Source organism: Parvularcula oceani, from assembly GCF_000733125.1.
Classification (GTDB): Bacteria; Pseudomonadota; Alphaproteobacteria; order Caulobacterales; family Parvularculaceae; genus Parvularcula; species Parvularcula oceani.
This window is the reverse complement of the sequence record NZ_JPHU01000001.1, coordinates 62,877-86,903: the sequence shown is the minus strand read 5'-3', so window position 1 is coordinate 86,903 and position 24,027 is coordinate 62,877. Positions and strand designations below refer to the sequence as shown.

Annotated in this window: 24 protein-coding genes; 14 read left to right on the top strand and 10 right to left on the bottom strand. The window is 67.2% G+C overall.

Annotated elements, in window-relative coordinates:
• Nucleotides 1-226: 226 nt before the first annotated feature.
• The 5 genes from IE88_RS0100405 to IE88_RS0100385 form a co-directional block, all read right to left on the bottom strand.
• Nucleotides 227-2,065: a carbamoyltransferase family protein gene (locus tag IE88_RS0100405; protein WP_031548917.1), complete on the bottom strand. Its 1,839-nt coding sequence runs from the start codon at nucleotides 2,063-2,065 to the stop codon at nucleotides 227-229.
• A gap of 14 nt (nucleotides 2,066-2,079) precedes the next feature.
• Nucleotides 2,080-2,229: a DUF5989 family protein gene (locus IE88_RS18450; protein WP_202900380.1), complete on the bottom strand. Its 150-nt coding sequence runs from the start codon at nucleotides 2,227-2,229 to the stop codon at nucleotides 2,080-2,082.
• A gap of 11 nt (nucleotides 2,230-2,240) precedes the next feature.
• Nucleotides 2,241-2,693: an SxtJ family membrane protein gene (locus IE88_RS0100395; RefSeq protein WP_051881306.1), complete on the bottom strand. Its 453-nt coding sequence runs from the start codon at nucleotides 2,691-2,693 to the stop codon at nucleotides 2,241-2,243.
• 3 nt (nucleotides 2,694-2,696) lie between these two features.
• Nucleotides 2,697-4,049, bottom strand: coding sequence for an SGNH/GDSL hydrolase family protein (locus IE88_RS0100390; RefSeq protein ID WP_051881305.1), 1,353 nt, complete (start codon nucleotides 4,047-4,049; stop codon nucleotides 2,697-2,699).
• A 249-nt stretch (nucleotides 4,050-4,298) separates the two neighbouring features.
• Nucleotides 4,299-4,979 carry an MBL fold metallo-hydrolase gene (locus IE88_RS0100385; protein ID WP_031548908.1) on the bottom strand — a complete coding sequence of 227 codons (681 nt, stop codon included), beginning with the start codon at nucleotides 4,977-4,979 and terminating at the stop codon, nucleotides 4,299-4,301.
• Nucleotides 4,980-5,043: 64 nt separating this feature from the next.
• On the opposite strand from IE88_RS0100385, the gene IE88_RS0100380 reads away from it, so the two are divergent.
• Together IE88_RS0100380 and IE88_RS0100375 are read left to right on the top strand one after the other, a co-directional pair.
• Nucleotides 5,044-5,547, top strand: a complete 504-nt coding sequence (locus tag IE88_RS0100380; protein ID WP_051881304.1) for an MgtC/SapB family protein — start codon at nucleotides 5,044-5,046, stop codon at nucleotides 5,545-5,547.
• Nucleotides 5,544-6,209, top strand: a complete 666-nt coding sequence (locus IE88_RS0100375; RefSeq protein WP_031548903.1) for a glutathione S-transferase family protein — start codon at nucleotides 5,544-5,546, stop codon at nucleotides 6,207-6,209. Before IE88_RS0100380 ends, IE88_RS0100375 begins: the two co-directional genes overlap by 4 nt.
• A gap of 3 nt (nucleotides 6,210-6,212) precedes the next feature.
• On the opposite strand, the gene IE88_RS0100370 is transcribed toward IE88_RS0100375, so the two are convergent.
• The gene (locus IE88_RS0100370; RefSeq protein ID WP_051881303.1) at nucleotides 6,213-7,850 is read right to left on the bottom strand and encodes a chloride channel protein; all 1,638 of its coding nucleotides are present in this window, start codon (nucleotides 7,848-7,850) and stop codon (nucleotides 6,213-6,215) included.
• A gap of 152 nt (nucleotides 7,851-8,002) precedes the next feature.
• Here IE88_RS0100370 and ybgF point away from each other — a divergent pair, with 152 nt between their 5' ends.
• The 5 genes from ybgF to IE88_RS0100345 all read left to right on the top strand — a co-directional run bounded on the left by ybgF (nucleotide 8,003) and on the right by IE88_RS0100345 (nucleotide 12,910).
• The gene (ybgF, locus tag IE88_RS0100365; RefSeq protein ID WP_031548896.1) at nucleotides 8,003-8,962 is read left to right on the top strand and encodes a tol-pal system protein YbgF; all 960 of its coding nucleotides are present in this window, start codon (nucleotides 8,003-8,005) and stop codon (nucleotides 8,960-8,962) included.
• 65 nt (nucleotides 8,963-9,027) lie between these two features.
• A complete protein-coding gene (locus tag IE88_RS0100360; protein WP_031548893.1) occupies nucleotides 9,028-11,250 on the top strand; it encodes a S9 family peptidase in 2,223 nt (740 codons plus the stop codon).
• Between the two features lie 46 nt (nucleotides 11,251-11,296).
• Nucleotides 11,297-11,725, top strand: a complete 429-nt coding sequence (locus tag IE88_RS16130) for an SUF system Fe-S cluster assembly protein (RefSeq protein WP_036766348.1) — start codon at nucleotides 11,297-11,299, stop codon at nucleotides 11,723-11,725.
• 1 nt (nucleotide 11,726) lies between these two features.
• A complete protein-coding gene (locus tag IE88_RS0100350; RefSeq protein WP_031548887.1) occupies nucleotides 11,727-12,122 on the top strand; it encodes a HesB/IscA family protein in 396 nt (131 codons plus the stop codon).
• A gap of 182 nt (nucleotides 12,123-12,304) precedes the next feature.
• Entirely contained in the window at nucleotides 12,305-12,910 is a 606-nt protein-coding gene (locus IE88_RS0100345; RefSeq protein ID WP_031548884.1) for a VPLPA-CTERM sorting domain-containing protein, read from the top strand.
• Nucleotides 12,911-12,961: 51 nt separating this feature from the next.
• Here the strand turns inward: IE88_RS0100345 and IE88_RS0100340 are convergent, their stop codons facing one another.
• On the bottom strand, nucleotides 12,962-13,504 hold the full coding sequence (locus IE88_RS0100340; RefSeq protein ID WP_031548881.1) for a lipocalin family protein: 543 nt from the start codon (nucleotides 13,502-13,504) through the stop codon (nucleotides 12,962-12,964).
• A gap of 116 nt (nucleotides 13,505-13,620) precedes the next feature.
• On the opposite strand from IE88_RS0100340, the gene alaS reads away from it, so the two are divergent.
• From alaS to IE88_RS0100320, 4 genes are read left to right on the top strand one after another with little or no spacing between them, the layout of a single operon-like run.
• Nucleotides 13,621-16,266 carry an alanine--tRNA ligase gene (alaS, locus tag IE88_RS0100335; RefSeq protein WP_031548878.1) on the top strand — a complete coding sequence of 882 codons (2,646 nt, stop codon included), beginning with the start codon at nucleotides 13,621-13,623 and terminating at the stop codon, nucleotides 16,264-16,266.
• A 47-nt stretch (nucleotides 16,267-16,313) separates the two neighbouring features.
• Entirely contained in the window at nucleotides 16,314-17,207 is an 894-nt protein-coding gene (locus IE88_RS16955) for a Brp/Blh family beta-carotene 15,15'-dioxygenase (protein ID WP_051881302.1), read from the top strand.
• Complete coding sequence (locus tag IE88_RS0100325) at nucleotides 17,204-18,265, top strand: enoyl-CoA hydratase/isomerase family protein (RefSeq protein ID WP_031548873.1); 1,062 nt, start codon at nucleotides 17,204-17,206, stop codon at nucleotides 18,263-18,265. Before IE88_RS16955 ends, IE88_RS0100325 begins: the two co-directional genes overlap by 4 nt.
• A gap of 46 nt (nucleotides 18,266-18,311) precedes the next feature.
• On the top strand, nucleotides 18,312-19,853 hold the full coding sequence (locus IE88_RS0100320) for an MmgE/PrpD family protein (RefSeq protein ID WP_031548870.1): 1,542 nt from the start codon (nucleotides 18,312-18,314) through the stop codon (nucleotides 19,851-19,853).
• Here the strand turns inward: IE88_RS0100320 and IE88_RS18340 are convergent.
• Nucleotides 19,823-20,671 carry a GAF domain-containing protein gene (locus tag IE88_RS18340; protein ID WP_051881301.1) on the bottom strand — a complete coding sequence of 283 codons (849 nt, stop codon included), beginning with the start codon at nucleotides 20,669-20,671 and terminating at the stop codon, nucleotides 19,823-19,825. The genes IE88_RS0100320 and IE88_RS18340 overlap by 31 nt on opposite strands.
• A 102-nt stretch (nucleotides 20,672-20,773) precedes the next feature.
• A complete protein-coding gene (locus tag IE88_RS0100310; protein WP_031548864.1) occupies nucleotides 20,774-21,109 on the bottom strand; it encodes a DUF3140 domain-containing protein in 336 nt (111 codons plus the stop codon).
• Between the two features lie 84 nt (nucleotides 21,110-21,193).
• On the opposite strand from IE88_RS0100310, the gene IE88_RS0100305 reads away from it, so the two are divergent.
• On the top strand, nucleotides 21,194-21,739 hold the full coding sequence (locus tag IE88_RS0100305; RefSeq protein WP_036766251.1) for a DUF421 domain-containing protein: 546 nt from the start codon (nucleotides 21,194-21,196) through the stop codon (nucleotides 21,737-21,739).
• Entirely contained in the window at nucleotides 21,739-22,650 is a 912-nt protein-coding gene (gene prpB / locus IE88_RS0100300; protein WP_031548859.1) for a methylisocitrate lyase, read from the top strand. The genes IE88_RS0100305 and prpB overlap by 1 nt, the downstream gene beginning before the upstream one ends.
• Before the next feature lie 27 nt (nucleotides 22,651-22,677).
• Here the strand turns inward: prpB and IE88_RS0100295 are convergent, their stop codons facing one another.
• A complete protein-coding gene (locus IE88_RS0100295; RefSeq protein WP_031548856.1) occupies nucleotides 22,678-23,037 on the bottom strand; it encodes a UrcA family protein in 360 nt (119 codons plus the stop codon).
• Between the two features lie 285 nt (nucleotides 23,038-23,322).
• Between IE88_RS0100295 and IE88_RS16945 the strand changes: the two genes are divergently transcribed.
• On the top strand, nucleotides 23,323-24,024 hold the full coding sequence (locus IE88_RS16945) for a winged helix-turn-helix domain-containing protein (protein ID WP_031548853.1): 702 nt from the start codon (nucleotides 23,323-23,325) through the stop codon (nucleotides 24,022-24,024).
• Nucleotides 24,025-24,027 lie beyond the last annotated feature (3 nt).

The window sequence follows — 24,027 nt, the reverse complement described above, 5'->3', positions numbered from 1 at the left end:
CCGATCCTCACAGTGGGAAGGGGCAGATGGCGCAGATTGCTGCGCCGCAATATTTATACGGTATACTATCCAGGAAGGCTGTAAAGCGCCTTTGGCATTCGCCTGCCGTTTCGCGCGAGAAGCCCGCCTCCGGACCCAAGGGCGAGCAGGAGGGCTCCGGCCGGCAATGGCGGGATGCGTCGCCTGGGGCGGTCGCTGGCGGAAGGGGCGGGCATCGCCCGCGCCGTCAGTCGAGTTCGAAGGCGTCTTCGTAGGACTTGAGAAGGGCCGGGTCCTGCTTGTCCTTGTGCAGGATGCAATTGCCGATCACGAGAAGCTCGATGCCCGTGCCCATGAAGCAGCGGAAGGCATCCTCGGGAGTGCAGACGATCGGCTCGCCGCGCACGTTGAAGCTCGTATTGACGAGGACGGGACAGCCGGTCTTGCGCTTGAACGCGTCGATCAGGTTCCAATAGCGCGGATTGGTATCGCGGTGCACGGTCTGCACGCGGGCGGAGTGATCCACATGCGTGACGGCGGGAATCTCGGACCTTGGAACGTTCAGCTTGTCGATCCCGAACAGCGCATCCTCCTCCTCCGTCATCCCGCGGCAGCGGCCAGGAGCGATGCCCGCGACCAGGAGCATGTAGGGGCTGTCCGTGTCGAGATCGAACCAATCGGCCACGTCCTCGCGCAGGACGGAGGGGGCGAAGGGACGGAAGCTCTCCCTGTATTTCACCTTGAGATTGAGGGTCTTCTGCATGCTGGGCGAGCGGGGATCGCCCAGGATCGAGCGGCCGCCGAGCGCGCGCGGGCCGAACTCCATGCGGCCCTGCATCCAGCCGACCGCCTTGCCCTCCGCGAGCGCATCCGCCGCGGCCTCCGTCACCTCCGCCTCGCTGCGTGTCTCGAAGACCGCGCCGCCCGCAGCAAGGCGCTCCTCGATTTCCGCCTGCTCGAAGGCGGGGCCGAGATAGGCGCCCTGCATTCCGTCGCGCCGGTCGCCGAGCGGCATGCGGGGCTGGCCGAGGAACTGGTGCCAGACGGCGAGGGCCGCGCCGAGCGCGCCGCCGGCATCCCCGGCGGCCGGCTGGATCCAGATGTCGTCGAACGGGCCTTCCCTTAGCAGCTTGCCATTCGCGACGCAGTTGAGCGCGACGCCGCCTGCAAGGCACAGCCGGCGCTCTCCGGTCTCGCGGGCGGCCGCGGCCGCAAGCCGGCCGACGACGATCTCGGTGACCTTCTGGACGGAGGCGGCGAGGTCCATTTCCCGCTGGGTGAGCGGCGCTTCGGGCTTGCGCGGCGGGCCGCCGAAAAGATTCGCGAACGCGTCCCCGGTCATGGTGAGGCCGGTCGTGTAGTTGAAATATCTCTGGTCGAGCCAGAAGGAGCCGTCTTCCCTGAGGTCGATCAGCCTGTCGAGGATGGTGTCCACGAAGCGGGGCTCGCCATATGGGGCGAGGCCCATGACCTTGTACTCGCCCGAATTCACTCTGAAGCCGGTATAATAGGTGAAGGCCGAGTAGAGGAGGCCGAGGGAGTGCGGGAAGTGCAGCTCGCGCTTGAGGGCGAGCCTGTTGCCTTCGCCGTGCCCGATCGAGGTGGTGCACCACTCGCCCACGCCGTCCATCGTCAGCACGGCCGCGCTCTCATAGGGCGAGGCGTAGAACGCGCTCGCGGCGTGGCTCTGGTGGTGCTCGGTGAAGAGGAGGTCCCCGTTCCACGCCGCCCCGCCGGGAAGCCCGCGCAGCGCCTTTCTGAGGTTCGACTTCTGGAACAGCTTCTCCTTGATCCAGACGGGGATCGCCATCTGGAACGAGCGGAAGCCCGAGGGCACCGAGGCGAGATAGGTCTCGAGGAGCCGCTCGAACTTGATCAGCGGCTTTTCATAGAAGGCGACGTGGTCGACCTCGCCGAGCGTACAGCCGGCCTCCTCGAGGCAGTAGGCGATCGCATGCGCAGGGAAGCGCGCGTCATGCTTGACGCGGGTGAAGCGCTCTTCCTGCGCCGCCGCCACGATGCGGCCGTCCTCGATCAGGGCGGCCGCGCTGTCGTGGTAGAAGGCGGAAATGCCGAGAATTCGCAAGAATCCCGCCTCGATCAGAACAAGGAGTAGATGAAGGGCGCGACCGGAGAGCCCTGCGTCAGGACGATGAGGCCGCCGAAGACGAGCAGCATCAGGAGCACCGGCACCAGCCAGAACTTCTTGCGGACGCGCACATAGCGCCAGATTTCACCCATGAGCTCCATGATGTCCCCCTTCAGAACTGGTTCTTCATCGTCTCCCGGGCAGGCCCATCCGGCTCACGATGAATCCAGTAGCTGCCTCCGTCCGGCCGCCTCGAGCGCCCGAGCGGGTCCTGGCCCGCAAGGCGCATCGCCAGCCCGATCGGAACGAAGGTGGTGATGTAGACGAGGCCCATGACCAGCGGGGTCATGATCGCGCCGAGAAGCGCGCCGAGGCCCATCCACCACCGGTTCGGGCGCGTCAGGAGACGCGGCATGAGGAGGCCGAGGATCACGAGCAGGGCGCCGAGGGCGAGCGCGGCGACCGAGAAGAAGCCGTCATGGCCGCCCAGGAAAATGCGCAGCGCGCCGATTCCCGCCAATATGCCGCCGACCACCAGTCCGAATGAGCGGTTGGCGGGCATCGCGACCGCCTCGGCCGTCGAGCCGGCTTCGTGGTGGGAGACGCTCCCCCGCAAGCTGACCATGGGCTAGCGAGAGCCTCCTGAAGCCATCCGCACCGGGCGGGGTTCGCCGAGAAGTCCCGCGAGGAGGCGTGCGCCTTCGGGGCTGAGATGGCCGTCCGGCCCGTAGAAGCGGGCTGGCCTGCCTTCCGCCACGAAGGCGGAAGCCAGGTCGATGACGGGAATGCCGAGCCGCGAAGCCGGGCGGAGAATGCGCTGGCGATCCTCCTCGAATGCGAAGTCGTTGGGCAGAAGCCCGCGAAAGCGTCCGTCGCGCGGCAGGTAGACGATCGTCAGCTCCCCGCCCCAGCTTCGAGCGGTTGCCGCCATCGCGGCGAGGACGTCCTCGATGACGGGCTGCGGCGGTTCGAGCGCCGGATAATGAAGGCCGAGCAGCGTCGCAGTCTGCGAAAGGGCGAAGATGCTTCTCGCCCGGTTGAGGACGCGCGAATTGATTTCAGGCTCATAGCGGGACGACCAGGCCTCGCCCGCCGCCTTCTGCGCGGCTGCGGCCTGCCCCGGCGGCAGCAGGGCCGGCCCGATCTCCGCTTCGGGATCGAGCGCGGCGCGGAGCCAGCCGATCTCTGCCTCTTCCTCGAGGTTGGACCAGTCATTGCCTGAATAGAAGACAAGGACGACCCGCCGAGGCCGCATGACGGGACCGAATCGGCGCAGCGCGGCGAGCTCGAGCAACGGGCCGTTGCCCCGCATGCCGATCGATGCGGCCCTGACCCCGCGCTCGCGCAGGACGCCCGCAACGTCCTGTCCGGGCGGAAGGCAGATCCCTTCGACGAAGGAGTCCCCGACCAGGACCATGTCGAGCGCGCCTCTGTCATGCAGATCGTCCGGATTGTTGAACCCGTAGCGATCGGCGCGATAGACGAGAGGGCCCTCTTCGGGATGGATGCAGAGAAGAACGTCCTTATCGGGAATTCCCGCAAGAAGGTTTCCGGCCAAGGTCCGGCCGCCGAGATCGGCGTTCAGGCGGCGGAGGGTCATGCCGGGCGGCAGCGATTCGCGGACCGACGGGATCTCCGCCTGGATCTCGCGGTGCAGCGCCAGGGAACCGTTCAGTGTACGGTTGATCTGGACATTGACGATGGCTTCATAGGCGAAGAGCGCGATCAGCACGGCCCAGAGATTGCCGGCGACGATCAGCCGCGTGGCGGGCGCGCTGCGCAAGGCGATGAAGAGCAGGGTGCCCGCGATGGCGAGCGGCCCCAGTATATACCGGGCGAGATGCCACTGGGACGCCCCGAAGGCGCTGTAATTCACGAGCGCATAGGCCGCTATGGCGGCGAAATACAGTCCGGCAAGGCCGCAAAGGGCCGTCCCGACGACAGACGCCCTTGAGCGCCAACGCTCCCTCGCGATCTGCATGATTGTCTCTCTCTCCCAAAGAGATGCTCACAAGAGGAGAAGAGAAAGTCAATGGCCAGCCAAGGGCTTGATGCAGTCTGGTCTGCACCTGGCCGAGGGCTCGAATTGCGCGGCTGGCGGCCTTGCGCGGCGTTCAGGGCCGGACCCGCCGGTTGGCCGGGCTGCCCGGATGCAGGCGGAAGAGCATGCCGCAGGTCCCGGCGCGGGAGGGCGGGCCGACATGACGGCGCGAAGGCGCCGCCGGAGGGCCTAGCTGCGGCCCAGGGCGGCGTCGCTGACGAAGGGATTGGTTCTGCGTTCCTGTCCGAACGTGCCCATCGGCCCGTGCCCCGGGATGAAGCGGACATCGTCCCCCAGGGGCCAGAGCTTGCCCGTGATGCTGTCGATGAGGGTCTGATGGTCGCCGCGCGGGAAATCGGTGCGGCCGATCGAGCCCTGGAAGAGGACGTCTCCGACAAAGGCGAGCTTCGCCTCGCGGTTGAAGAAGACGATATGGCCCGGCGTGTGGCCAGGGGTGAAGTAGACCTCGAAGATATTCCCGTCGAGCTCCACCTTGTCGCCTTCGTCGAGCCAGCGGTCCGGCGTGCAGTTCCTGTTGTCCCCCGGAAAGCCGTATTGCATCGTCACCGCCTCGATCTGGTCGAGCCAGAAGGCCTCTTCGGGGTGGGCGCCCTCGATGATCGCGCCGGTGCGCTCCTTGAGGGCCATGGCACCGGAGGCATGGTCGAGATGGCCGTGGGTCAGCCAGATCTTCTCGATCCTCGCATCCATTCCCTTCGCCTCGGCGAGAATGCGGTCGATCTCTCCGCCCGGATCGATCACGGCGGCCGCGCCCGAGGCGGCGCGGAGGATCGAGCAGTTCTGCTGGAACGGCGTGACCGGCAGGATCTTGACCTGGAAGGGCGGGGCGGGCTGTGCGCTCTGTGACATGGCGCAGAGCTAAGAGCAGCATGGAGGCTTTGCAAAGCCCGCCGAAGCGGCCTTTGCTCTCGCGGTGGAATTTTCCGGCACGACGCCCGATGACGTCATCGACGTCCTGATCCGCCTCGGCGGAGCGATCCTTGCCGGACTGATCATCGGCCTCGACCGGGAGATCAAGCACAAGACCGCGGGGATCAGGACCTATACGGTCGTGGCGCTCGGCGCGGCAGGCTATACGATCGCCATCATCGAGATGTCGTTCCGCACCATGGGCAATGACGTCGTCGGCACCGATCCGACGCGCATCTTCCAGGGGCTCGTCGGGGCGCTCGGCTTCCTGGGCGCGGGCGCGGTGATCAATGCCGGGGAGGGCGGACCGGCCAAGGGCCTCGTGACCGCCGCGCTGATATGGGTGGCGGGCGCGGTCGGCATCGCGGCCGGGATGGGGCTCCTCGCCCTGGCGCTCGCGATCGCTCTCGGCGCGACGCTGACCGTCGCGGCTCTGGAATTCGCCGAGCTCAAGCTCGGAGAACGCGAAAGCCTGAACGGCCCCGGCAGGGGAGAGGAGAACGAATGATCACCGTCCATCACCTGGAGAACTCGCGGTCGCAGCGCATCCTGTGGCTGCTCGAGGAATTGGGCGCACCCTATGAGGTGCGCCGCTATGAGCGGGACCCCGAGACCATGCTCGCGCCGGACAGCCTCAGGAAGGTGCATCCGCTCGGCAAGTCGCCGGTGATCGAGGATGACGGGCTGGTCGTCGCCGAGTCGGGGGCCATCGTCGAATATCTGATCGGCAAATACGGCGATGGCCGCCTGCGCCCCGAGCCCGGCACGCCCGCCCATGCCGACTACCTCATCTGGCTCCATGCCGCCGAGGCGAGCCTCCAGCCGCTTCTCCTCATGGCGCTCCTGTTCAAGGTCATGCCGGAGCGCGCGCCCGCGCTCGCGCGGCCTCTGGTCAAGGGCGTGGCGGGCACGGCGATGAAGAGCTTCGTCGATCCGCGCCTGAACGAACAGCTCTCTCATATCGACCGCACGCTGGGCGAGCGGGCATGGTTCGCGGGAGAGGACATGTCGGGCGCGGACGTGATGATGATCTTCCCGCTGGAGGCGGCGCAGTCCCGCATGGAGGGGGCGGACCGCTATCCCAACATCGCAGCCTATGTCTCAAGGACCCACTCGCGGGAGGCATATCGCCGGGCGCTGGAGCGGGGCGGCCCCTATGCCTATGCCTGACCCCTATCGGTGATGCTCGATATGGCTCTCGACCAGGGCGCGGTTATAGGTCCGTAGCGCCCGGATCTGGGTCACCGTGCCGACGATCTTGGACTCGTCGAGATCCGCGACCACCGGCATGCCGTCGAGGCCGAGCTGGCTCATCCGGGCCAGGGCCTCGCCCAGCGACTGGCCGGCGATCAGGCGCGGCGCCCCGTCTTCGAGCGGCGCTGCGTCCTCAGGCATGGGGCGCATGACGTCGCGCACGCGGATCGTCTGGAGGATGACGCCCTGGGGACCGTCCGACAGGTCGTATCCGCGCTGGTTGAGCTGATAGTGGAACCAGGACGAGCCGAAGAAGATCTGCGTCAGCAAGGTCGCGATGCCCACAGCCACCATGAGCGCGGCGGTGATGCCGTAGTCGCCGGTCAGCTCGAACACGATCAGGGTCGTCGAGATCGGCGCGCCGATGATCGCTCCCGATACGGCGCCCATGCCGACCAGCGCATAGAAGGTCGCATCCGCCACGCTCGCGTCGAAGAGGAGGTTGGCGACGATGCCGAAGGCCGCGCCGCTCATCGCGCCGAAATAGATGCCGCCCGAGAAGACGCCGGTGCCGAACCGGCAGGACAGGCAGAGCACGGTCGCGAAAATCTTCGCGACCAGAAGGACGGTCAGGAGCGACAGCGAATAATTGCCGTGGATCGCCTCGACGGTGGCCTCGTAGCCGACGCCGAGGACCTCCGGCAGCTCGAGCGCGAGAAGCCCCATGCCGATTCCGGCCACGGCGGGAAGAAGCGCCGGCTCGACCCGGCGCCGCGAGATCAGGTGCCGCACGATGCGCCGCCCCTTGCCCGCGAGCTGCAGGAAGCTCCAGGCGACGATGCCGCAGACGATGCCCAGAAGCGCGGCCAGCGGCAAGTCGTAGAGCCCCGCGCCCGTATAGGACGGGATTTCGAAGCGGTGCAGGTCGCCAAGATAGGTCTTGCCGATCAGGGAGGCGACGACGGCGGACAGGACCACGGGGCCGAACATGGACAGTGCATAGTTCGACAGCACGACTTCGAGCGCGAAGAGCACGCCGGCAATGGGCGCGTTGAAGCCCGCGGAGACCGCCGCGGCCGCGCCGCAGCCAAGGAGCGTGCGCGCCTCGCGCCCGGTCAGGCCGAGCCGCTCGCCGAGCGCTGTCGACAGCGCGCCGCCGATCAGGACCACCGGCCCCTCCCGCCCGGCGCTGGCGCCCGTGCCGAGGGCGAGGGCGGTGGCGAGCGTGTTCACTGCGCCGCTCGAAAGGCTGAGGTTCCCGGGCGGGCTCGCGCGGGCCTCGATCACCTCGGCGACCCCCATGCAGCGCACGTCGGGGATGACGCGCAGGCGCCGGCCGAGCCAGAGGAGCCCTCCGACCAGGAGGCCGCCGAGCACCGGCACGATGAAGGCGCGCTCCGGCGCGAGGCCCCGGGCGCCCTGCGCCAGCGCCCGCGTTCCCTCGCCATAGGAGAGTGTCGTGATGAACTCGACCGCGAGGATGAAGCCGAGCGTGCCGAACGCCGTCGCCCCGCCCACGCCGACGGCCAGCACCCAGACCTTCCACGACGCAACCGTGCTGGCGCGGCGGGCCGAATGTCGGAGCCAGAGGCGGATGCGTGTCGCGGGGGATGCCATTGCCGCTGCCGCTACCATGCGCCGCGTTGCGCGAAAACTACGAGAATTCCTCTCCGCGCTCCCGCCTTACAGAATGGTTCCCTCCTGCGGCTTTGCGGCAGGGGGCTTCGTGATAAGACGGAGCGGAAACCGGGAAACGGGCAGGAACGAGCATGACGAACAAACGCGCAGCGCTGGCCTTGGTCGCTCTTCTTGCCACCGCCAGCAGCGTGCCGGCGGTGGCGCAGGTCCGGGCGCAGCCCGCGGTGGACCGGACGACGGAGCGGCTGATGCGGCTCGAAAACGCCGTGCGGGACCTTCAGGCCGAACTCTATTCGGTGGAGCCAGAGCGCGCGCAGCGGGACGCGGGGCCGATCACGCTCGGCGCGCCCCAGCCGCAGCAGGGGCCCGAAGCCGCCGCCACGACAGTGCGGCTCGGCCAGCTCGAGCGCCAGATGCAGGAGCTGACGGGCAGGGTCGAGGAGCTGACCTACAGGCTCAGCCAGCAGCAGCGCCAGATCGACACGCTGATGGAGGTGATGGGACGGGCGGACGGAACCGATCCGGCCGGCCCTCCGGCATTCGGGCAGGGCGAAGAGGACTTTCCCTTCGACGAGGACGCCCAGGCGGAGCTGCCTCCGATCGCGGCGGATGAGGGCGCGGGGCCGACCGACCTGCGCGGCGGCGGGGCAGGGCTTGCGCAAGCCGAAGCGGAGGCTTCGGCGCCCACCTTCGATCTGCCCGCCGATCCCGAAGCGGCCTATGACGTCGCCTATGATTCGTTGCTCGCGGGCGATTACGACGAGGCCGAAGCCGCCTTCGAGGCTTATCTCGAAGCATTCCCCGACAGCGAGCAGACGCCAGACGCGCGCTATCTCCTCGGCGAGATCTATCTCGCGACGGGCGCCTATGCCGAGGCGGCCACCGCCTTTCTCGAGCATGTCCGCGCCTATCCCGACGATTCGCGCTCGCCCGAGGCCTATCTCAAGCTCGGCACCGCCTTCGCGCGGCTCGGCAAGACCGAGGAGGCCTGCAAGGTCTTCGGTGCGGGCGCGGCGAAATTCCCCGATGCGAGCGCCAGCGTGAAGGCGCGCCTCTCGGCGGAACAGGACAGGGCGAGCTGCGCGGCGTGACATCTTGATCAGCCCGCGAGCGGGCGGCTGGCGTCGCTGCCGAACTCTCGGCTAGTGTCCGCGGCATGAAACGCACGCTCACCGCAATCGCTGCCCTGACGCTCGCCGGCCCCGCCGCGCAGGCGCAGGAGCTGACCCTCGACCGCCTCTTCGCTTCGCCCGACCTGTCCGGGGCGACCCCGCGCGGAGTGCAGTACAGCCCCGACGGCTCGCTCGTCACCTTCCTGCGCCCGCGCGAGGAGGAGCAGCAGCGCTTCGACCTCTGGGCCTATGACACCCGCACGGGCGAAGCCTGGATGCTGGTCGACAGCCGCAGGCTCGAGCCGGAGGAGGTCGAGCTCTCCGAGGAGGAGAAGGCGCTGCGCGAGCGCAAGCGGATCGCAGGCTCCAAGGGCATCGTCTCCTATGACTGGGACACGCGCGGCGAGGCCGTGCTCGTGCCCCTCGGCGGAGATCTCCACTACGTGCCGGTGGAGGGCGAGCCGCGCCGCCTGACCGAGACGGAGGCCTTCGAATACGACGCCAAGGTCAGCCCGGACGGCGGCTATGTCTCCTTCCTGAGGGACGGCGCGCTCTATGCGATCGACCTCGAAAGCGGGCAGGAGCGGCGCATCTCCCCCGAAGCGGACGAGGAGGCCGTCTCCTACGGCACCGCCGAATTCGTCGCGCAGGAGGAGATGTCGCGCTATACCGGGAACTGGTGGAGCCCGGGCGATGCGCGCATCGCCTATACCCGCACCGACGAGAGCGGGGTCGACGTCATTCCCCGCTTCGACATCTCCGCCGACGAGGTGACGGTGGTCGAGCAGCGTTATCCGCGCGCAGGCCGCCCCAATGCGGTCGTCGACCTCTTCGTGAAGCCGCTCGGCGGGGAGCCGGTCAAGGTCGAATGGGGCGCTTCGCCGGACACCTATCTGGCTCGCGTCAACTGGGCAGGCCCCGAAGAGTTCTTCATCCAGACCGTCAATCGCGACCAGACCGAGCTGACGCTCAGCCGGGTGGATGTCGAGACGGGCGAGGTGACCGAGGCCTACACCGAAGAGCAGCCGACCTGGATCAACCTCTCTCATGACTTCCGCTCCCTCGACGAAGGCGGCTTCCTGTGGACGACCGAGGAATCGGGCTTCCGCCAGATCTATCGCTGGGACGGCGAGGGCGAGAAGACGGCCGTCACCAGCGGCGACTGGGTCGTCAGCGCGATCGAAGCCGTCGATCAGGGGCAGGGGCTCGTCTATTTCTCGGGCTACAAGGACACACCGCTCGAGCAGCACCTCTACCGCACCTCCTACCGCCAGCCCGGCAAGATCGACCGGATCACGGCAGAGGGCGGCAGCTGGTCGGTGCAGGTCGCGCCCGACGCGCAGAGCTTCGTCGGCACCTATTCGGACCCGCAGACGCCGCCGCGCACCGGGCTCTACGGCATGGATGGCGAGCTGATCACCTGGATCGAGGAGAACGCACTCGGCGAGGGCCATCCTTACGCGCCCTTCGTCTCGGCCCACGCAGTGCCCGAATACGGAACGCTCGAAGCCGAGGACGGGCAGACGCTCTATTATTCCGTCCTGAAGCCGCACGATTTCGATCCGGAGAAGAGCTATCCGGCGGTGGTCGAGGTCTATGGCGGCCCGCACGTCCAGCGCGTCTCGCGCCGCTGGCAGAGCCTGCAGGACCAGTACCTCCAGCAGCAGGGCTATGTCGTCTTCCGCCTCGACAATCGCGGGTCCTATAACCGGGGCAAGGCCTTCGAGGACGTGATCTACGAGCGCACGGGCGGGCCGGAGGTGCGCGACCAGCTCGCGGGCGTCGACTGGCTGAAGTCGCAGGACTGGATCGACCCCGAGCGCATCGGCATCCAGGGCTGGTCCTATGGCGGCTACATGACGCTGATGACCGCGCTCCAGGCGCCCGAAGGCACCTTCGCGGCCGCCGTGTCGGGCGCGCCGGTGACGGACTGGTCGCTCTACGACACCTTCTACACCGAGCGCTACATGAACACGCCGCAGGACAATCCCGAGGGTTACGAGGCGTCGAGCGTGTTCCCCTATCTCGACAATGCCGAGTTTCCGCTGCTGATGATCCACGGCATGGCGGACGACAATGTCACCTTCGACAACTCGACCCGCGTCTATGCGGCCCTGCAACAGGCGGGCAGCGATTTCGAGATGATGACCTATCCGGGGCAGCGTCACGGCATTAGGGGCGAGGCGCTCGGTCGGCATCTGATGCAGACGCGCATGCGGTTCCTGAACCGTCATCTTATGCCCGAAGAGGGCGGCGCAGCGGATTGATCGGCGGCGGCTTGAATCTCGGTCAATTCCGACCGAAATGGTCGGCATGACCGAGACCGCTTCCGCCACCGACTTCGACCCGGACACGGGCGCCCGCGACGTGATCGACCTCGCGGGGCCGAAGACCGCGCCAGAGCCTCTGTCCGAGAGCGATCTCTCGGACATGACGGGCAAGATCGTGGAGGCGCTCAAGACCGTCTACGATCCCGAGATCCCGGTCGATATCTATGAGCTCGGCCTGATCTATCAGGTCGATTACGACCCGCCCTCGGACGGGAAGGGCGGCAAGGTGTCGATCGTGATGACGCTGACCGCGCCCGGCTGCCCCGTGGCGGGCGAGATGCCGGGCTGGGTGGAAACGGCCATCCGCCGGGTGGACGGGGTGGACGACGTGTCCGTCGACATGACCTTCGATCCGCCCTGGTCGCCCGAACGCATGTCGGACGAGGCGAAGCTCGAATTGGGGTGGATGTAAGATGAGCGAGCAGGCGAGAACCGAGACCCCCGCCCGCCGCCGCGCGCGCCCGGAGGTCGTCACGCTGACCGAGCGGGCAGCGGACCGGATGAAGGCCATCATGGCGGCCGCCGACGGCGCCTATGTCGGCGTGCGCATCGGCGTGAAGAATGGCGGCTGCGCCGGCATGGAATACACGCTCGACTATGCCACCGAGAAGGCGCCGCTCGATGAGGAAGTGACCTCCGAGGGCGTGCGCATCCTGATCGACCCCAAGGCGATCCTGTTCCTGCTCGGCACGCGCATCGACTACGTCACCGAGAAGCTGAGCGCGAAATTCGTGTTCGAGAACCCGAACCAGACCGATGCCTGCGGCTGCGGCGAGAGCGTCACCATCGTTCCGGCGGCTGCGCAATAGCGGTTCTTCCGCTGCCGATTTTCGTGTCTTGAGGGAACTATTTCGACTGTCTGCATCTCTTGGATGAATAGACGGCCGATAGAGCATTCATCATCTGCAAAAAGGCGGTGTTAACCTTAGATCGGCATTGACCACACTTCGAAATGTATCAAGCTTAATGCTCTGACATCACGGAGTGCCCAATGAAGTTCCTCAAAGCCGCTGCAGCGGCTCTCGCTGCAACGACCGTCGCGGTGCCCGCCGCGAACGCCGCCGTCATCGGGATCGAGACCGACGAGACCACCGTCCAGGCCGGTGAAATCTTCGATGTCCGCATTCTGTTCGAAGCCGAGACCGAGACGGAGATCCTCTCCGCCTATCTGCTCGACATCTTCTTCGACGACGACGCTCTCGCCTTTGCCGGTGTGAGCTTCATCGATCCTGAAACCAATGTGAACCAGGTCGATTTTCCGTGGGCGCCCGCTTATGTGAGCGAGTTCTTCGCGGACGCCATTCCGGGCGAGGTCGAGCTCTTCGGCATCACCGGCAATGAAAACGACTTCCTCCTGGAGAACCAGGCCGATGACTTCGTCGTCGCGACGCTGTCCTTCCTGGCCTACCGGAACAGCGACAGCGCGATGATCGTGCTGGATACGCTTCTCTCGGAACTGTCCGGCAATAATCTCGAGCCGCTCAACCCGGTCTTCGGCCAGACCGAACTGAACATCGAAGTCGTGCCGCTGCCCGGCGCTGCGCTGTTCATGCTGACGGGCCTCGCGGGCCTCGTGGCGCGCAAGCGCCTCGGCTGACGCAGGCCGCATCGGAACGAAGGGCCCGGCGAGAAATCGCCGGGCCCATTCTCATTCAGGCGGTTGCTCGGTGCGGATGAGGGGCGCCGTCTCGTAGCCGCGGGCCTCGGCCTCTGCGATCATGCGGCGAATGACGGCCTCGGGCGGAGAAGGGTCGCGCGCGAGGATCCAGAGATATTTGCCGTCGGGGCTGCCCACCAGCGCCGCGGAATAGTCTCCCTCCAGCGCCAGCACCCAGTAATCGCCCCATGCGAAGGGCACGAAGGACGGCGCGAAGCGGACCTTCAGCTTCGCCTCGCCGACCCGTTTGGCGACGCCGTCGGCCACTTCGACCGGTCCGTCGGGCGCACCCTGGCGGCAGGTATTGGTGACCGCGATCCGCCCATCCTCGCGCAGCGCGTATTCCGCCGTCACACCCGCGCAGCCCTCCTCGAAGCGATTGGGGTAGCGCATGATCTCGTACCAGAGCCCCGAATAGCGCTGGAGGTCGAGAGCGGCGACCGTCTCGGGGGGCGCCTCCTCGGCGCGATGATCGGGCTGGCTTCCGCAGGCAGCGGTCAGCAGAAGCGCGGCGCAGAGGGGACGGAGCGGCATATATCGGCTCGAAGAGGGCATCGGCGCAGCGAACGGCGCGAAGCGGGGAATTGTTCGCCTGCAAGCCCCGCAAAGAGCCGATTGCGCGGCGGGTCCGCCGCTCCTATCCAGTCGCCATGACCCAGACCGTCAACGACATTCGCTCCGCCTTCCTGCGCTTCTTCGAGGAGCGCGGCCACGAGGCGGTGCCCTCCGCCCCGCTCGTTCCGCAGAACGATCCGACCCTGCTCTTCGTCAATGCGGGCATGGTGCCGTTCAAGAACGTCTTCACCGGCCAGGAGAAGCGGCCCTACACCCGCGCGACATCGGCGCAGAAATGCGTGCGCGCGGGCGGCAAGCACAACGACCTCGACAATGTCGGCTATACGGCGCGCCACCACACCTTCTTCGAGATGCTGGGGAACTTCTCCTTCGGCGATTACTTCAAGGAAGAGGCGATCAAGAACGCCTGGTCGCTGGTCACGGACGAGTTCGGCCTGCCCGAGGACCGGCTGACGGTCACCGTCTTCCACACCGATGACGAGGCGGCGGCGCTCTGGCGCAAGATCGCAGGGCTCCCCGACGAGCGCATCATCCGCATCGCGGGCTCGGACAATTTCTGGTCCATGGGCGACACGGGTCCCTGCGGGCCGTGCTCCGAGATCTTCTACGATCACGGCGAGGGCATCCCCGGCGGCCCGCCCGGCAGCCCGGACGAGGACGGCGACCGCTTCGTCGAGATCTGGAACCTCGTCTTCATGCAATACGACCAGCAGCCCGGCGGCGAGCGCCAGGACCTGCCCCGGCCGTCGATCGATACGGGCATGGGCCTCGAGCGCATGGCGACCGTGATGCAGGGCGTGCATTCGAACTACGAGACGGACCTCTTCCGCACGCTGATCGGCGCGTCCGAGGAGCTGACGGGCCGGGCAGCGCAAGGCGGCGACGCGGCGGCGCATCGGGTGATCGCCGATCACCTGCGCTCCTCCTCCTTCCTGATCGCGGACGGCGTGACGCCGTCGAACGAGGGGCGGGGATACGTCCTGCGCCGGATCATGCGGCGCGCCATGCGCTATGCGAACGGCCTCGGTGCGAAGGACCCGCTGATGCACCGCCTCGTGCCGGTGCTGACCGAAGAGATGGGCGGCGCCTATCCCGAACTCGTCCGCGCGCAGAGCCTGATCGAGGATACGCTGCGGGTCGAGGAGGAGCGCTTCTCGGACCTCCTGACGCGCGGGCTGAAACTGCTCGGCGAAGAGACGGCCAAGCTGCCGGAGGGCGGCACGCTGCCGGGCGAGGCGGCCTTCCGCCTCTACGACACTTACGGCTTTCCGCGCGACCTGACCGAGGACGCGCTGCGCCGCGAGGGCTACCGCCTCGACAATGAAGGCTTCGACGCCGCCATGGCCGAGCAGAAGCAGCGGGCGCGCGCGAACTGGTCTGGCTCGGGCGATGCGGCGGACGAGCGGGTTTGGTTCGACATCGCCGATGAGCACGGCAAGACCGAGTTCATCGGCTATGCGCACGAAAAGGCCGAGGGGCGCCTTGTGGCGCTGGTCCGGGACGGTTCGCCCGTCGAAAGCGCGGCCGAAGGCGACGAGATCGTCTTCGTGACCAATCAGACGCCCTTCTACGGCGAATCCGGCGGTCAGACGGGCGATACGGGCAGCGCGCGCAGCGAAGGCGGCGCGGAGCTCACGGTCACCGACACCAAGAAGAAGGCCGGCCTGCACCTGCACGAAGCGCGCGTCACCGGCGGCACAGTGGAGCTCGGCGATACGCTGACCCTGACGGTCGACGGCCGGCGCCGCGCGAAGATCAAGGCGAACCACTCCGCGACGCACCTCCTTCACGCCGCGCTCCGCCGGCGCCTCGGCGACCACGTCACGCAGAAGGGCAGCTTTGTCGGGCCCGACAGCTTCCGCTTCGACTTCTCGAAAAATTCCGCCGTCGCGGGCGAGGACCTCGAAGCCGTCGAGGCCGAGGTGAACCGCGTCATCGGCCAGAACGCCGAAGGCCATATCGCCTTCATGGCCTATGACGACGCGATCGAGAGCGGGGCCATGGCGCTCTTCGGCGAGAAATACGAGGACGAGGTGCGGGTGCTCTCGCTCGGCCATGACCCCGAAGGGGGCGGAAAGCCCTATTCGGTCGAGCTGTGCGGCGGCACGCATGTAAACCGCACGGGCGACGTGCAGCTCTTCGCCATCACCTCGGAAGGCGCCGTGGCTTCGGGCATCCGTAGGATCGAGGCGGTGACGGGCGAGGCGGCCCGCGCGCATCTGAAGGCACAGGCCAATGCCGCCCTCGCTTCCGCCGCCGCGCTCAAGGTGAAGCCGGATGCGCTTCTCGAACGCGTGCAGGCCCTCGCCGAGGACAAGAAGCGCCTCGAAAAGGAGCTTCTCGCCGCCAAGAAGAAGGCCGCGACCGGCGGTGGCGGCGGTGCCAAGGCGGAGACGGTGGGCGATGTCGCCTTCACCGGCGCCGTCCTCGAAGGCATCCCGCCGAAAGAGCTGCGCGGCCTGATCGCCGATGCGAAGAAGGCCAACCCGAATGCGGTCGCCGCCTTTGTCAGCACCAATGACGGCAAGGCCAGCGTGTCGGTCGGCGTCTCCGACGAGCTGACCGGGCGTTTTCCCGCGCCCGAACTCGTCAAGCTCGCCGTCGAGGCGCTGGGCGGCAAGGGCGGCGGCGGCAAGCCGGACCTCGCCCATGGCGGCGGGCCAAACGCCAATGCGGCGCAGGCGGCGATCGACGCGGTGAAGACCCGGCTGGCCAGCTGATCTCGGGCCCGGCTCGCCGCGAGGCGTCCGGGCCTTAAGTCCAGTCCGTGACTGCGAAGCGGCATTCGGACTTCTTCTTGTGGAGCGTGCTGCTCCTTGCGGCGGCCTGGCCGCTGCTCGGCGGTGCCGTGCGCGGTCCTGCCGCTGTGATCGCGCTCGGAGGGGTGGTGCTGCTTCTCGGCCTGCCGCACGGCGCGCTCGATCTCTGGCTCGCCCGCCGCGACCGGCTCTGGTCGGACTGGCCGAGCTTCGCTGTCTTCCATCTGGCCTATATCGCGCTCGCCGGGCTGGTCGTCCTCGCCTTCGTCGCCTCGCCGCTGGCGGCGCTTCTGGGTTTTCTCGTATTTTCGGTCTGGCACTTCTCGGATGACTGGCGCCATGCGCCGCTGGCGACCCGCCTTGGCTGCGCGGGCGCGGTCGTCATCGTTCCGGCGCTGAGCCACCCCGCGGCGGTCAGCGGCATCTTCTCCGCCGTGACAGGAGAGCCTGTCGCGCTGGAGGGGCTGCCTCCGGCCCTGGCGATCCTCGGCGCATTTGCCGTTCTCGGCGCGATCGCCTCGGCCTTCGCCTTCGACCGGCGCATGGCTGCCGAGGCGGCGGGCGTGGCGCTTCTGGCGGTCGCGCTTCCGCCGCTCGTCTTCTTCGCGGTCTATTTCACGCTGCTGCACAGCCCGAGGCACCTCCTGCGCCATCGCGGCGAGCTGCGCCGGGGGGTGGGGAGCGTCCTTCTCTACACGCTCGCCGCTCTTGCGGCGGTGATCGCGCTCGGAGCTCTCCTCTGGCGATTCGCACCGGCCGATCTGTCCGACAGCACGATCCGCGCGGTCTTCATCGGCCTCGCCGCGCTTTCCGTGCCTCACGGAGCCCTGATCGAGTTCGATCGGCGCGCTGCGCAGCGGGGTTTGCCGCTCTTCGCCGCCTCGGCTAACCCCCGGCCATGACGGATGACATTCGACTGGAACGCCGCGGCGCCTGGGGCGTCGTGACCTTGAACCGCCCAAAGGCGCTGAACGCTCTCAACACCCAGATGTGCGCCGCCCTCGATGAGGCGCTGGCGAAGTGGAGCGCGGACGACGAGGTCCGCGCCATCCTGATCGAGGGGGAGGGCGAGAAGGCCTTCTGCGCGGGCGGCGATGTCCGCTCGGTCCGCGATGAGGCGATGAGCGACCCCGACAGCGCGACCGGGTTCTTCCGCACCGAATACCGGATGAACACCCGCATCCACCATCTGAGAAAGCCCTATGTCGCGCTGATGGACGGCGTCTGCATGGGCGGCGGGGTCGGCGTTTCCGCCGGGGCGAGCCACAGGGTCGTCACCGAGCGCACGCTCTGGGCCATGCCCGAATGCATGATCGGCCTGATCCCCGATGTCGGGGCGAGCTACCACCTCAAGCAGCTGTCCGGCGGCATGGGGAATTACCTTGCGCTGACCGGCGTGCGGATGCGCGGCGCGGACTGCCTGACGGCCGGGATCGCCGATACTCTCGTGCCGAGCGAGGACCTGCCCGCATTGCGCGAGACGCTGCTCGGCCTCCCGCTCGATAAGGGCGACCCGTCGGCCGCGATCAGCGCCGCCATGCCCGAGCATAATCCCGCCGATGCGGGCAGCACGGTGCACTCGGTCCGCGACATCGACCAGCACTTCACCAATATCGAGAGCATCCCTTCGCTCTTCGCGCAGCTCGAGGAAACGGGCGGCGCCTTCGGGCAGGGCGCGCTCGAGAAGATGCGGCCGGCCAGCCCGACCAGCCTCGCTTTGACCCACCGCCTGCTGCGCGATGCGCCGGAGAGCTTCGAGGACTGCATAAGCCGCGAATTCGACGTCGTCGCCAACATCATGCGCGGGCACGACCTGATCGAGGGCGTCCGCGCGCAGCTCGTCGACAAGGACCGCGAGCCGAAATGGCAGCCCGCCGACATCGCTGCGGTCGATGAGGCCGCTCTGGACGGCTATTTCCGCACGCCGCCGAGCGGGCCGCTCGATCTGAGCGGCGTCTGAACCGCCGCATCCCGAGAACACCATCGATAAAAGTACAGAGGAAACCATGATCGATCACGAAGTCCGCGCCCATCCGTCCAAGGACGAGCTGCCGCGCGAAAAGCAGCTCGCCTGGAAGATGGCCGAAGTCGCCGCCGACCCGGTGGAGGTCGACGCAGAAGCGACCGACATGATCATCAACCGGATCATCGACAACGCTTCCGTCGCCATCGCCTCGCTGAACCGCGGTCCGATCAAGACGGCGCGGGCGCAGGCGAGGGCGCATTCGCGTCAGGGCGGCGCGACGCTGTTCGGCCTGCCCGAAGGCGAGACGGTGCATGCCGAATGGGCGGCCTGGGCGAACGGCACGGCGGTGCGCGAGCTCGACTTCCACGACACCTTCCTCGCCGCGGATTACTCCCACCCCGGCGACAACATTCCGCCGGTCCTGGCCGTCGCGCAGCAGGCGGGCCGGGACGGACGCGACCTCGTCCGCGGGATCGCGACGGGCTACGAGATCCAGGTGAACCTCGTGAAGGGCATCTGCCTGCACGAGCACAAGATCGACCATATCGCGCATATCGGGCCGTCGGCCTCCGCGGCGGTCGGTACGCTGATGGGCCTCGACCCCGAAGTGATCTTCCAGGCGATCCAGCAGGGCCTGCACACGACCGTTTCCACGCGCCAGTCGCGCAAGGGCGAGATCAGCTCGTGGAAGGCCTTCGCGCCCGCCTATGCCGGCAAGCTCGCCATCGAGGCGGTCGACCGCTGCATGCGCGGCGAGGGCGCGCCGAGCCCGATCTATGAGGGCGAGGACTCGGTCATCTCCTTCATCCTCAACGGCCGCACGGCCCGCGATCAGGGCAAGAGCCCTTACGATCCCGCCTATACGGTGCCGCTGCCGGGCAAGGGCGAGGCGAAGCGCGCCATTCTCGACACCTACACCAAGGAGCATTCGGCCGAATATCAGAGCCAGGCGCTGATCGACCTCGCCTTCGATATGGGCAAGCAGATCCAGGAGCGCGGCGGCTTCGACAAGGTCGAAAGGATCGTTCTGCACACCTCGCACCACACCCATTATGTGATCGGCACGGGCTCGGGCGATCCGCAGAAGATGGACCCGAAGGCGAGCCGCGAGACACTCGACCACTCGATCATGTATATCTTCGCCGTCGCCCTGCAGGACGGCGAATGGCACCACGAGCGCTCCTACGCGCCCGAGCGCGCCCAGCGCGAGGACACGGTGCGCCTGTGGCACAAGATCGAGACGACCGAGGATCCCGAGTGGACCCGGCGCTATCACAGCCACGACCCGAACGAGAAAGCCTTCGGCGCCCGCGTCGTCGTCACCATGTCCGACGGCAGCACGATCGAGGACGAGAAGGCGGTCGCGAATGCGCACCCCTTCGGCGCGCGTCCCTTCGTCCGCGAGAACTATATCAACAAGTTCCGGATGCTGACCGACGGCATTCTCGACAAGTCCGAGAGCGAGCGGTTCCTGGACCTCGTTCAGCGCCTGCCCGACCTGTCGGCTGAAGAGGTCCGGACGCTGAACCCCGTCGCTCCCGACGGCTATCTTCAGGAGAACGCGGCCAAAGGCCTGTTCTGATACATGCTCTGCCGGGCGTCAGGCGGCGCCCGGCGGAATGCTTCCGGGGTGTCCGGAGGAGGGGTCGGCGCGGCCTCGGCCGGCCCTCTCCCGTAAAGCTGAAGCGGGCTTCCGTCTTCGGCGGCTTCGAGCGCCTTCGTCAGCAGGTCGCAAAGATCGCTCGCGCAGCCATACCCGACCTGCGCGTATGTTCTCGCATCCTCGGAGGAGCTGGATCGCAGGATCTCGAACATGCCGAGAATGCCGTTGAGCGGCGTTCGGACATCGTGATTGATCGCGGCGAGAAAGCGCGCCCTCGCCGCCGCTCCTTCCGAGGCGAGGCGGGCGGTGCGGCGCAGTTCCAGCGCATCCATGACCGCGCCTCCGGCATCGCGCAGCTGGGCCTGCATCGCCCCGGTGACCGGTGTCACGCTGTCCCAGATAACGCAGATCGTGCCGAGCGCGTGCCCGTCGGCCGTCATCAGGGGCGCGCCTGCATAGGTCCGGATCTCCGGCGCCCCGGTGACCAGCGGATTGTGCGCGAACCGGGCATCCAGCGTTGCATCCGGCACGACGAGGACGCTGTCGCTGCGAATGGCATGTTCGCAGAAGGCGAGGTCCCGCGCGGTCTGCGTTACGGACAGTCCGACCTTCGACTTGAACCACTGCCGCTCCTCGTCGACGAGCGAGATCAGGCAGATCGGTGCGCCGAGCAGGGCCGAGACGAGCCGCGTCAGTCGATCGAAGGCGGGCTCGGGCGAGGTGTCGAGCACCTCGTAGCGCCGCAGCGCGGCGAGGCGCGCCGCCTCGGCAAGGGCGGGACGGGGAGAAGCGGACACGAGGGCACATCCTCCTGAACTGCCCGCCACATCTACAGGTTGTGCCGTAACGAAAACGTGAACCTGAGATGGTTTTTCTGCCTCAGCCTGACTCGGCCTGCCTCACGCCTTTTTGGGGTCGTGCCCCCAATTCATCAGGCTGTAGCGCCAGTCGGAATGCTCCATGTCCTCGTCCGGGCCGCCTTGCGCCTTGTGCCGTTTGATGTAGCCCACGACCTTGCGCATGTGGTCGTAGTCGTCGGACGTCAGATCGTCCTTCTTGGTGCGCTTGATCTCGACGATGCGCTTGCCGGACTTGTGGCCGGTGCTTTCGCCCCCATCCGATTTCTGGCCGACCGATTTCGATTCCTCGGTTTCCAGCCACTCCTCGATTTCCTTGGGCGCCATGTTCACGAGGTCGCCGAACTCCTGATAGGCCTCTTCGTCACTCTTGCTCATGGGATCTCCTTTCCGGGCGCTAACGCCTCGGACGAATGGCGGGTTCGGGTTGCAGGACCTGCGGCGGAGGGTCACAAGCGGCCCATGCAGGACGCACCTCTTTTCTTCTCCGGGTGGGAAACGATCGGTCGGACGGTTGTTCTCGGTCTGACTTCCTATGTCGCGCTGGTCTTCCTCCTGCGCGTCTCGGGCAAGCGGACGCTGTCGAAAATGAACATGTTCGATCTCGTCATAACGGTTGCCTTCGGCTCGACGCTCGCCTCCATGCTGGTCTCGAAGACCGTTGCGCTCGCGCAAGGCGTCACCGCCTTCGCCATGCTGATCGCCCTGCAATACGTCGTTACGTGGTTCTCCGTGCGGTCGGAGAAGGTGCAGAGCCTCGTCAAGGCGCAGCCTTCCATCCTCTACTACAAGGGCCACTGGTACGATGACCGTCTCCGGAATGAGCGCATCACCAAGGAGGAGCTGCGTTCGGCCGCACGCCAGTCCGGCATTGGCAGCATGGACGATGTCGGTGCCCTGATCCTCGAGACCGACGGCAGCGTCTCGGTCATCCAAGCCTCCAAGATGGGAGCTCAGTCGACGCTGCCCGACAGAGACAGAAAACCTTCGATAGAACGGAGCCAGTAATGCTTTTCACGAAGAAAACGCCTGCCCAGAAGCGCGAGGCTCTCCGCGCCCAGCTCGCGGACGGCAAGCTTCACCAGTTCCCCGGCGCCTTCAATCCGCTCTGCGCGCAGCTGATCGAGCGCAAGGGCTATGACGGCGTCTATGTCTCGGGCGCCGTCATGGCGGCGGATCTCTGCCTGCCCGATATCGGCATCGCCAACCAGGAAGAGTTCGTCACCCGCGGCCGCCAGATCGCGCGGGCCACGGACCTTCCCGCCTTCATCGACGTCGACACGGGCTTCGGCGAGCCGATGAGCGCGGCGCGGACGGTGCGCCTGATGGAGGAGGCGGGCCTCGCAGGCTGCCATCTCGAAGATCAGGTCATGCCCAAGCGGTGCGGGCATCTCGACGGCAAGGAGATCGTCGACGCCGAGACCATGGTCCAGCGCGTGCGCGCGGCCGTGGACGGGCGCCTCGACGACAACTTCGTCATCATCGCCCGGTCCGATGCCCGCGCCGTCGAGGGCCTCGACAAGGCGATCGACCGGATGAAGGCCTATGTCGACGCGGGCGCCGACATGATCTTCCCCGAGGCGATGAAGTCGGAAAAAGAGTTCGAGGCCGTGCGCGAGGCGCTGGACGTGCCGATCCTCGCCAACATGACCGAGTTCGGCAAGTCGCGCCTTCTCAACACCAAGGAGCTCGAGGATCTCGGCTTCAACGTGGTCATCTATCCCGTGACGACCCTCCGCCTCGCAATGGGCGAGGCCGAACGCGGCCTCGACCATATCAAGGAGCACGGAGACCAGAACGGCATCCTCGACCGGATGCAGCACCGGCGCGATCTCTACGACCTCCTCCGCTACGAGGAGTACAACCGCTTCGATCAGAGCCTCTACAACTTCGAGGTGAGCGACACGCCGACCGAATAGGGGCGGCGGTCACTCAAGGGAGGGGGCTCAGGCGTTCTCTCTCCCCACGGCCTGCCTGTGGAAGGCGTAGAGACGCTTGGGCATCTGCTTCTCGCATTCTTCGAGGACATAGGCGCGGCAGTCGTTCTGCCACCGGACCACTTCGGCGCCGCGCTCGCCGTTCCGGGTGCAGTAGCGCGAGATCGACCGGTTGAGCCGGTGGTATTCGCGCTCGGTGCCATCCTGGCTCTCCAGCGCGGTCCTGTCATAGCGGAAGCGGAAATCATCGCCCCTAAAGGCATAGCCGCCCGCGCTGGCGCTCACGACGAGGGGCGAGGCGGCGGCGGCGCCGCCGGTGCTCAGGGCGAGACCGAGGGCGAGGGCGGTGATCGCGGTGCGTGTCTTCATGGTCGTCTCCTTCCGGGCTGTCGCAGCGGGCGGTATCGCTGCTGCGCCGCTGGTGGCGGTGAGGGAAGGATGGGAGCGGCCCGCCTGCGCTGCTTGAGCGACAGGTGACGGACGCCTGCTGGTTTCCTGATCGTTTGATGATGCCGGCTGCGAAGGAATTTTTATTGCTAATCGGTAAAACCGGAAACCTGATCATTTCCTTCGCTCTGCTTGTGCGGACCCCCGAGACGGCTTAATTTCTGTCCCTGACGCGCATATCGGGGAGGCGTTCAGCGCAGTGCGGCGATGAGCAGCGATAAGGATCAGGCCAAGGCGGAGGGAGACGATCCCGTCCTTCTGGATAAGCCTTTCCTGGTCGGTCCCCACCTCGTCACGCCCTCCCGCAACCGTCTCGGGTCCGAGGAGGATGCGCGGACCATCCAGCCCAAGATCATGCGCCTCCTCTGCCTGCTGGCCGCAGATCCCGGCCGCACATTCTCCCGCCATGAACTCGTCGAGCATGTCTGGGAAGGCGTCATCGTCTCCGATGCCGCCATCGACCGGGCGATCTGCAATCTGCGCAAGGCGCTCGGCGATTCGGCGCGCTACCCGATCTATGTCGAGACCATCCGCAAGCGCGGGGTCCGCCTGATGGTCGTGGTCGAGGCTGCGCAGGCTAGGCCTCCGCGGCGGGCCGGGCGCGAACGGCCTCAGGGCCGGATCAAATGGGGCAGCAAGGTCGGGTTCGGCCTGACGGGTGCTGCGGTCTGCGCGGTGGCGACGATGCTCCTCGTCTCGCCGGGCGAACCCGACGAGGCGAGCGTCATGGCCGAGGCCGCGATCGCGGAGGCGTTCCTTCCGCTGATCGCCGCCTGGGACCAGCCCCTGCACGTCTCCTCCGGCCCGGACGGGCAGCGCGGCATGCTGGCAAGTCTCGCCCGGACGTGTTCCGCCGCGGAAGCGGGGCCTTTCCCGCCCAGTCGCGTGCGCTTCCCGATCGAGGCCTAGCGG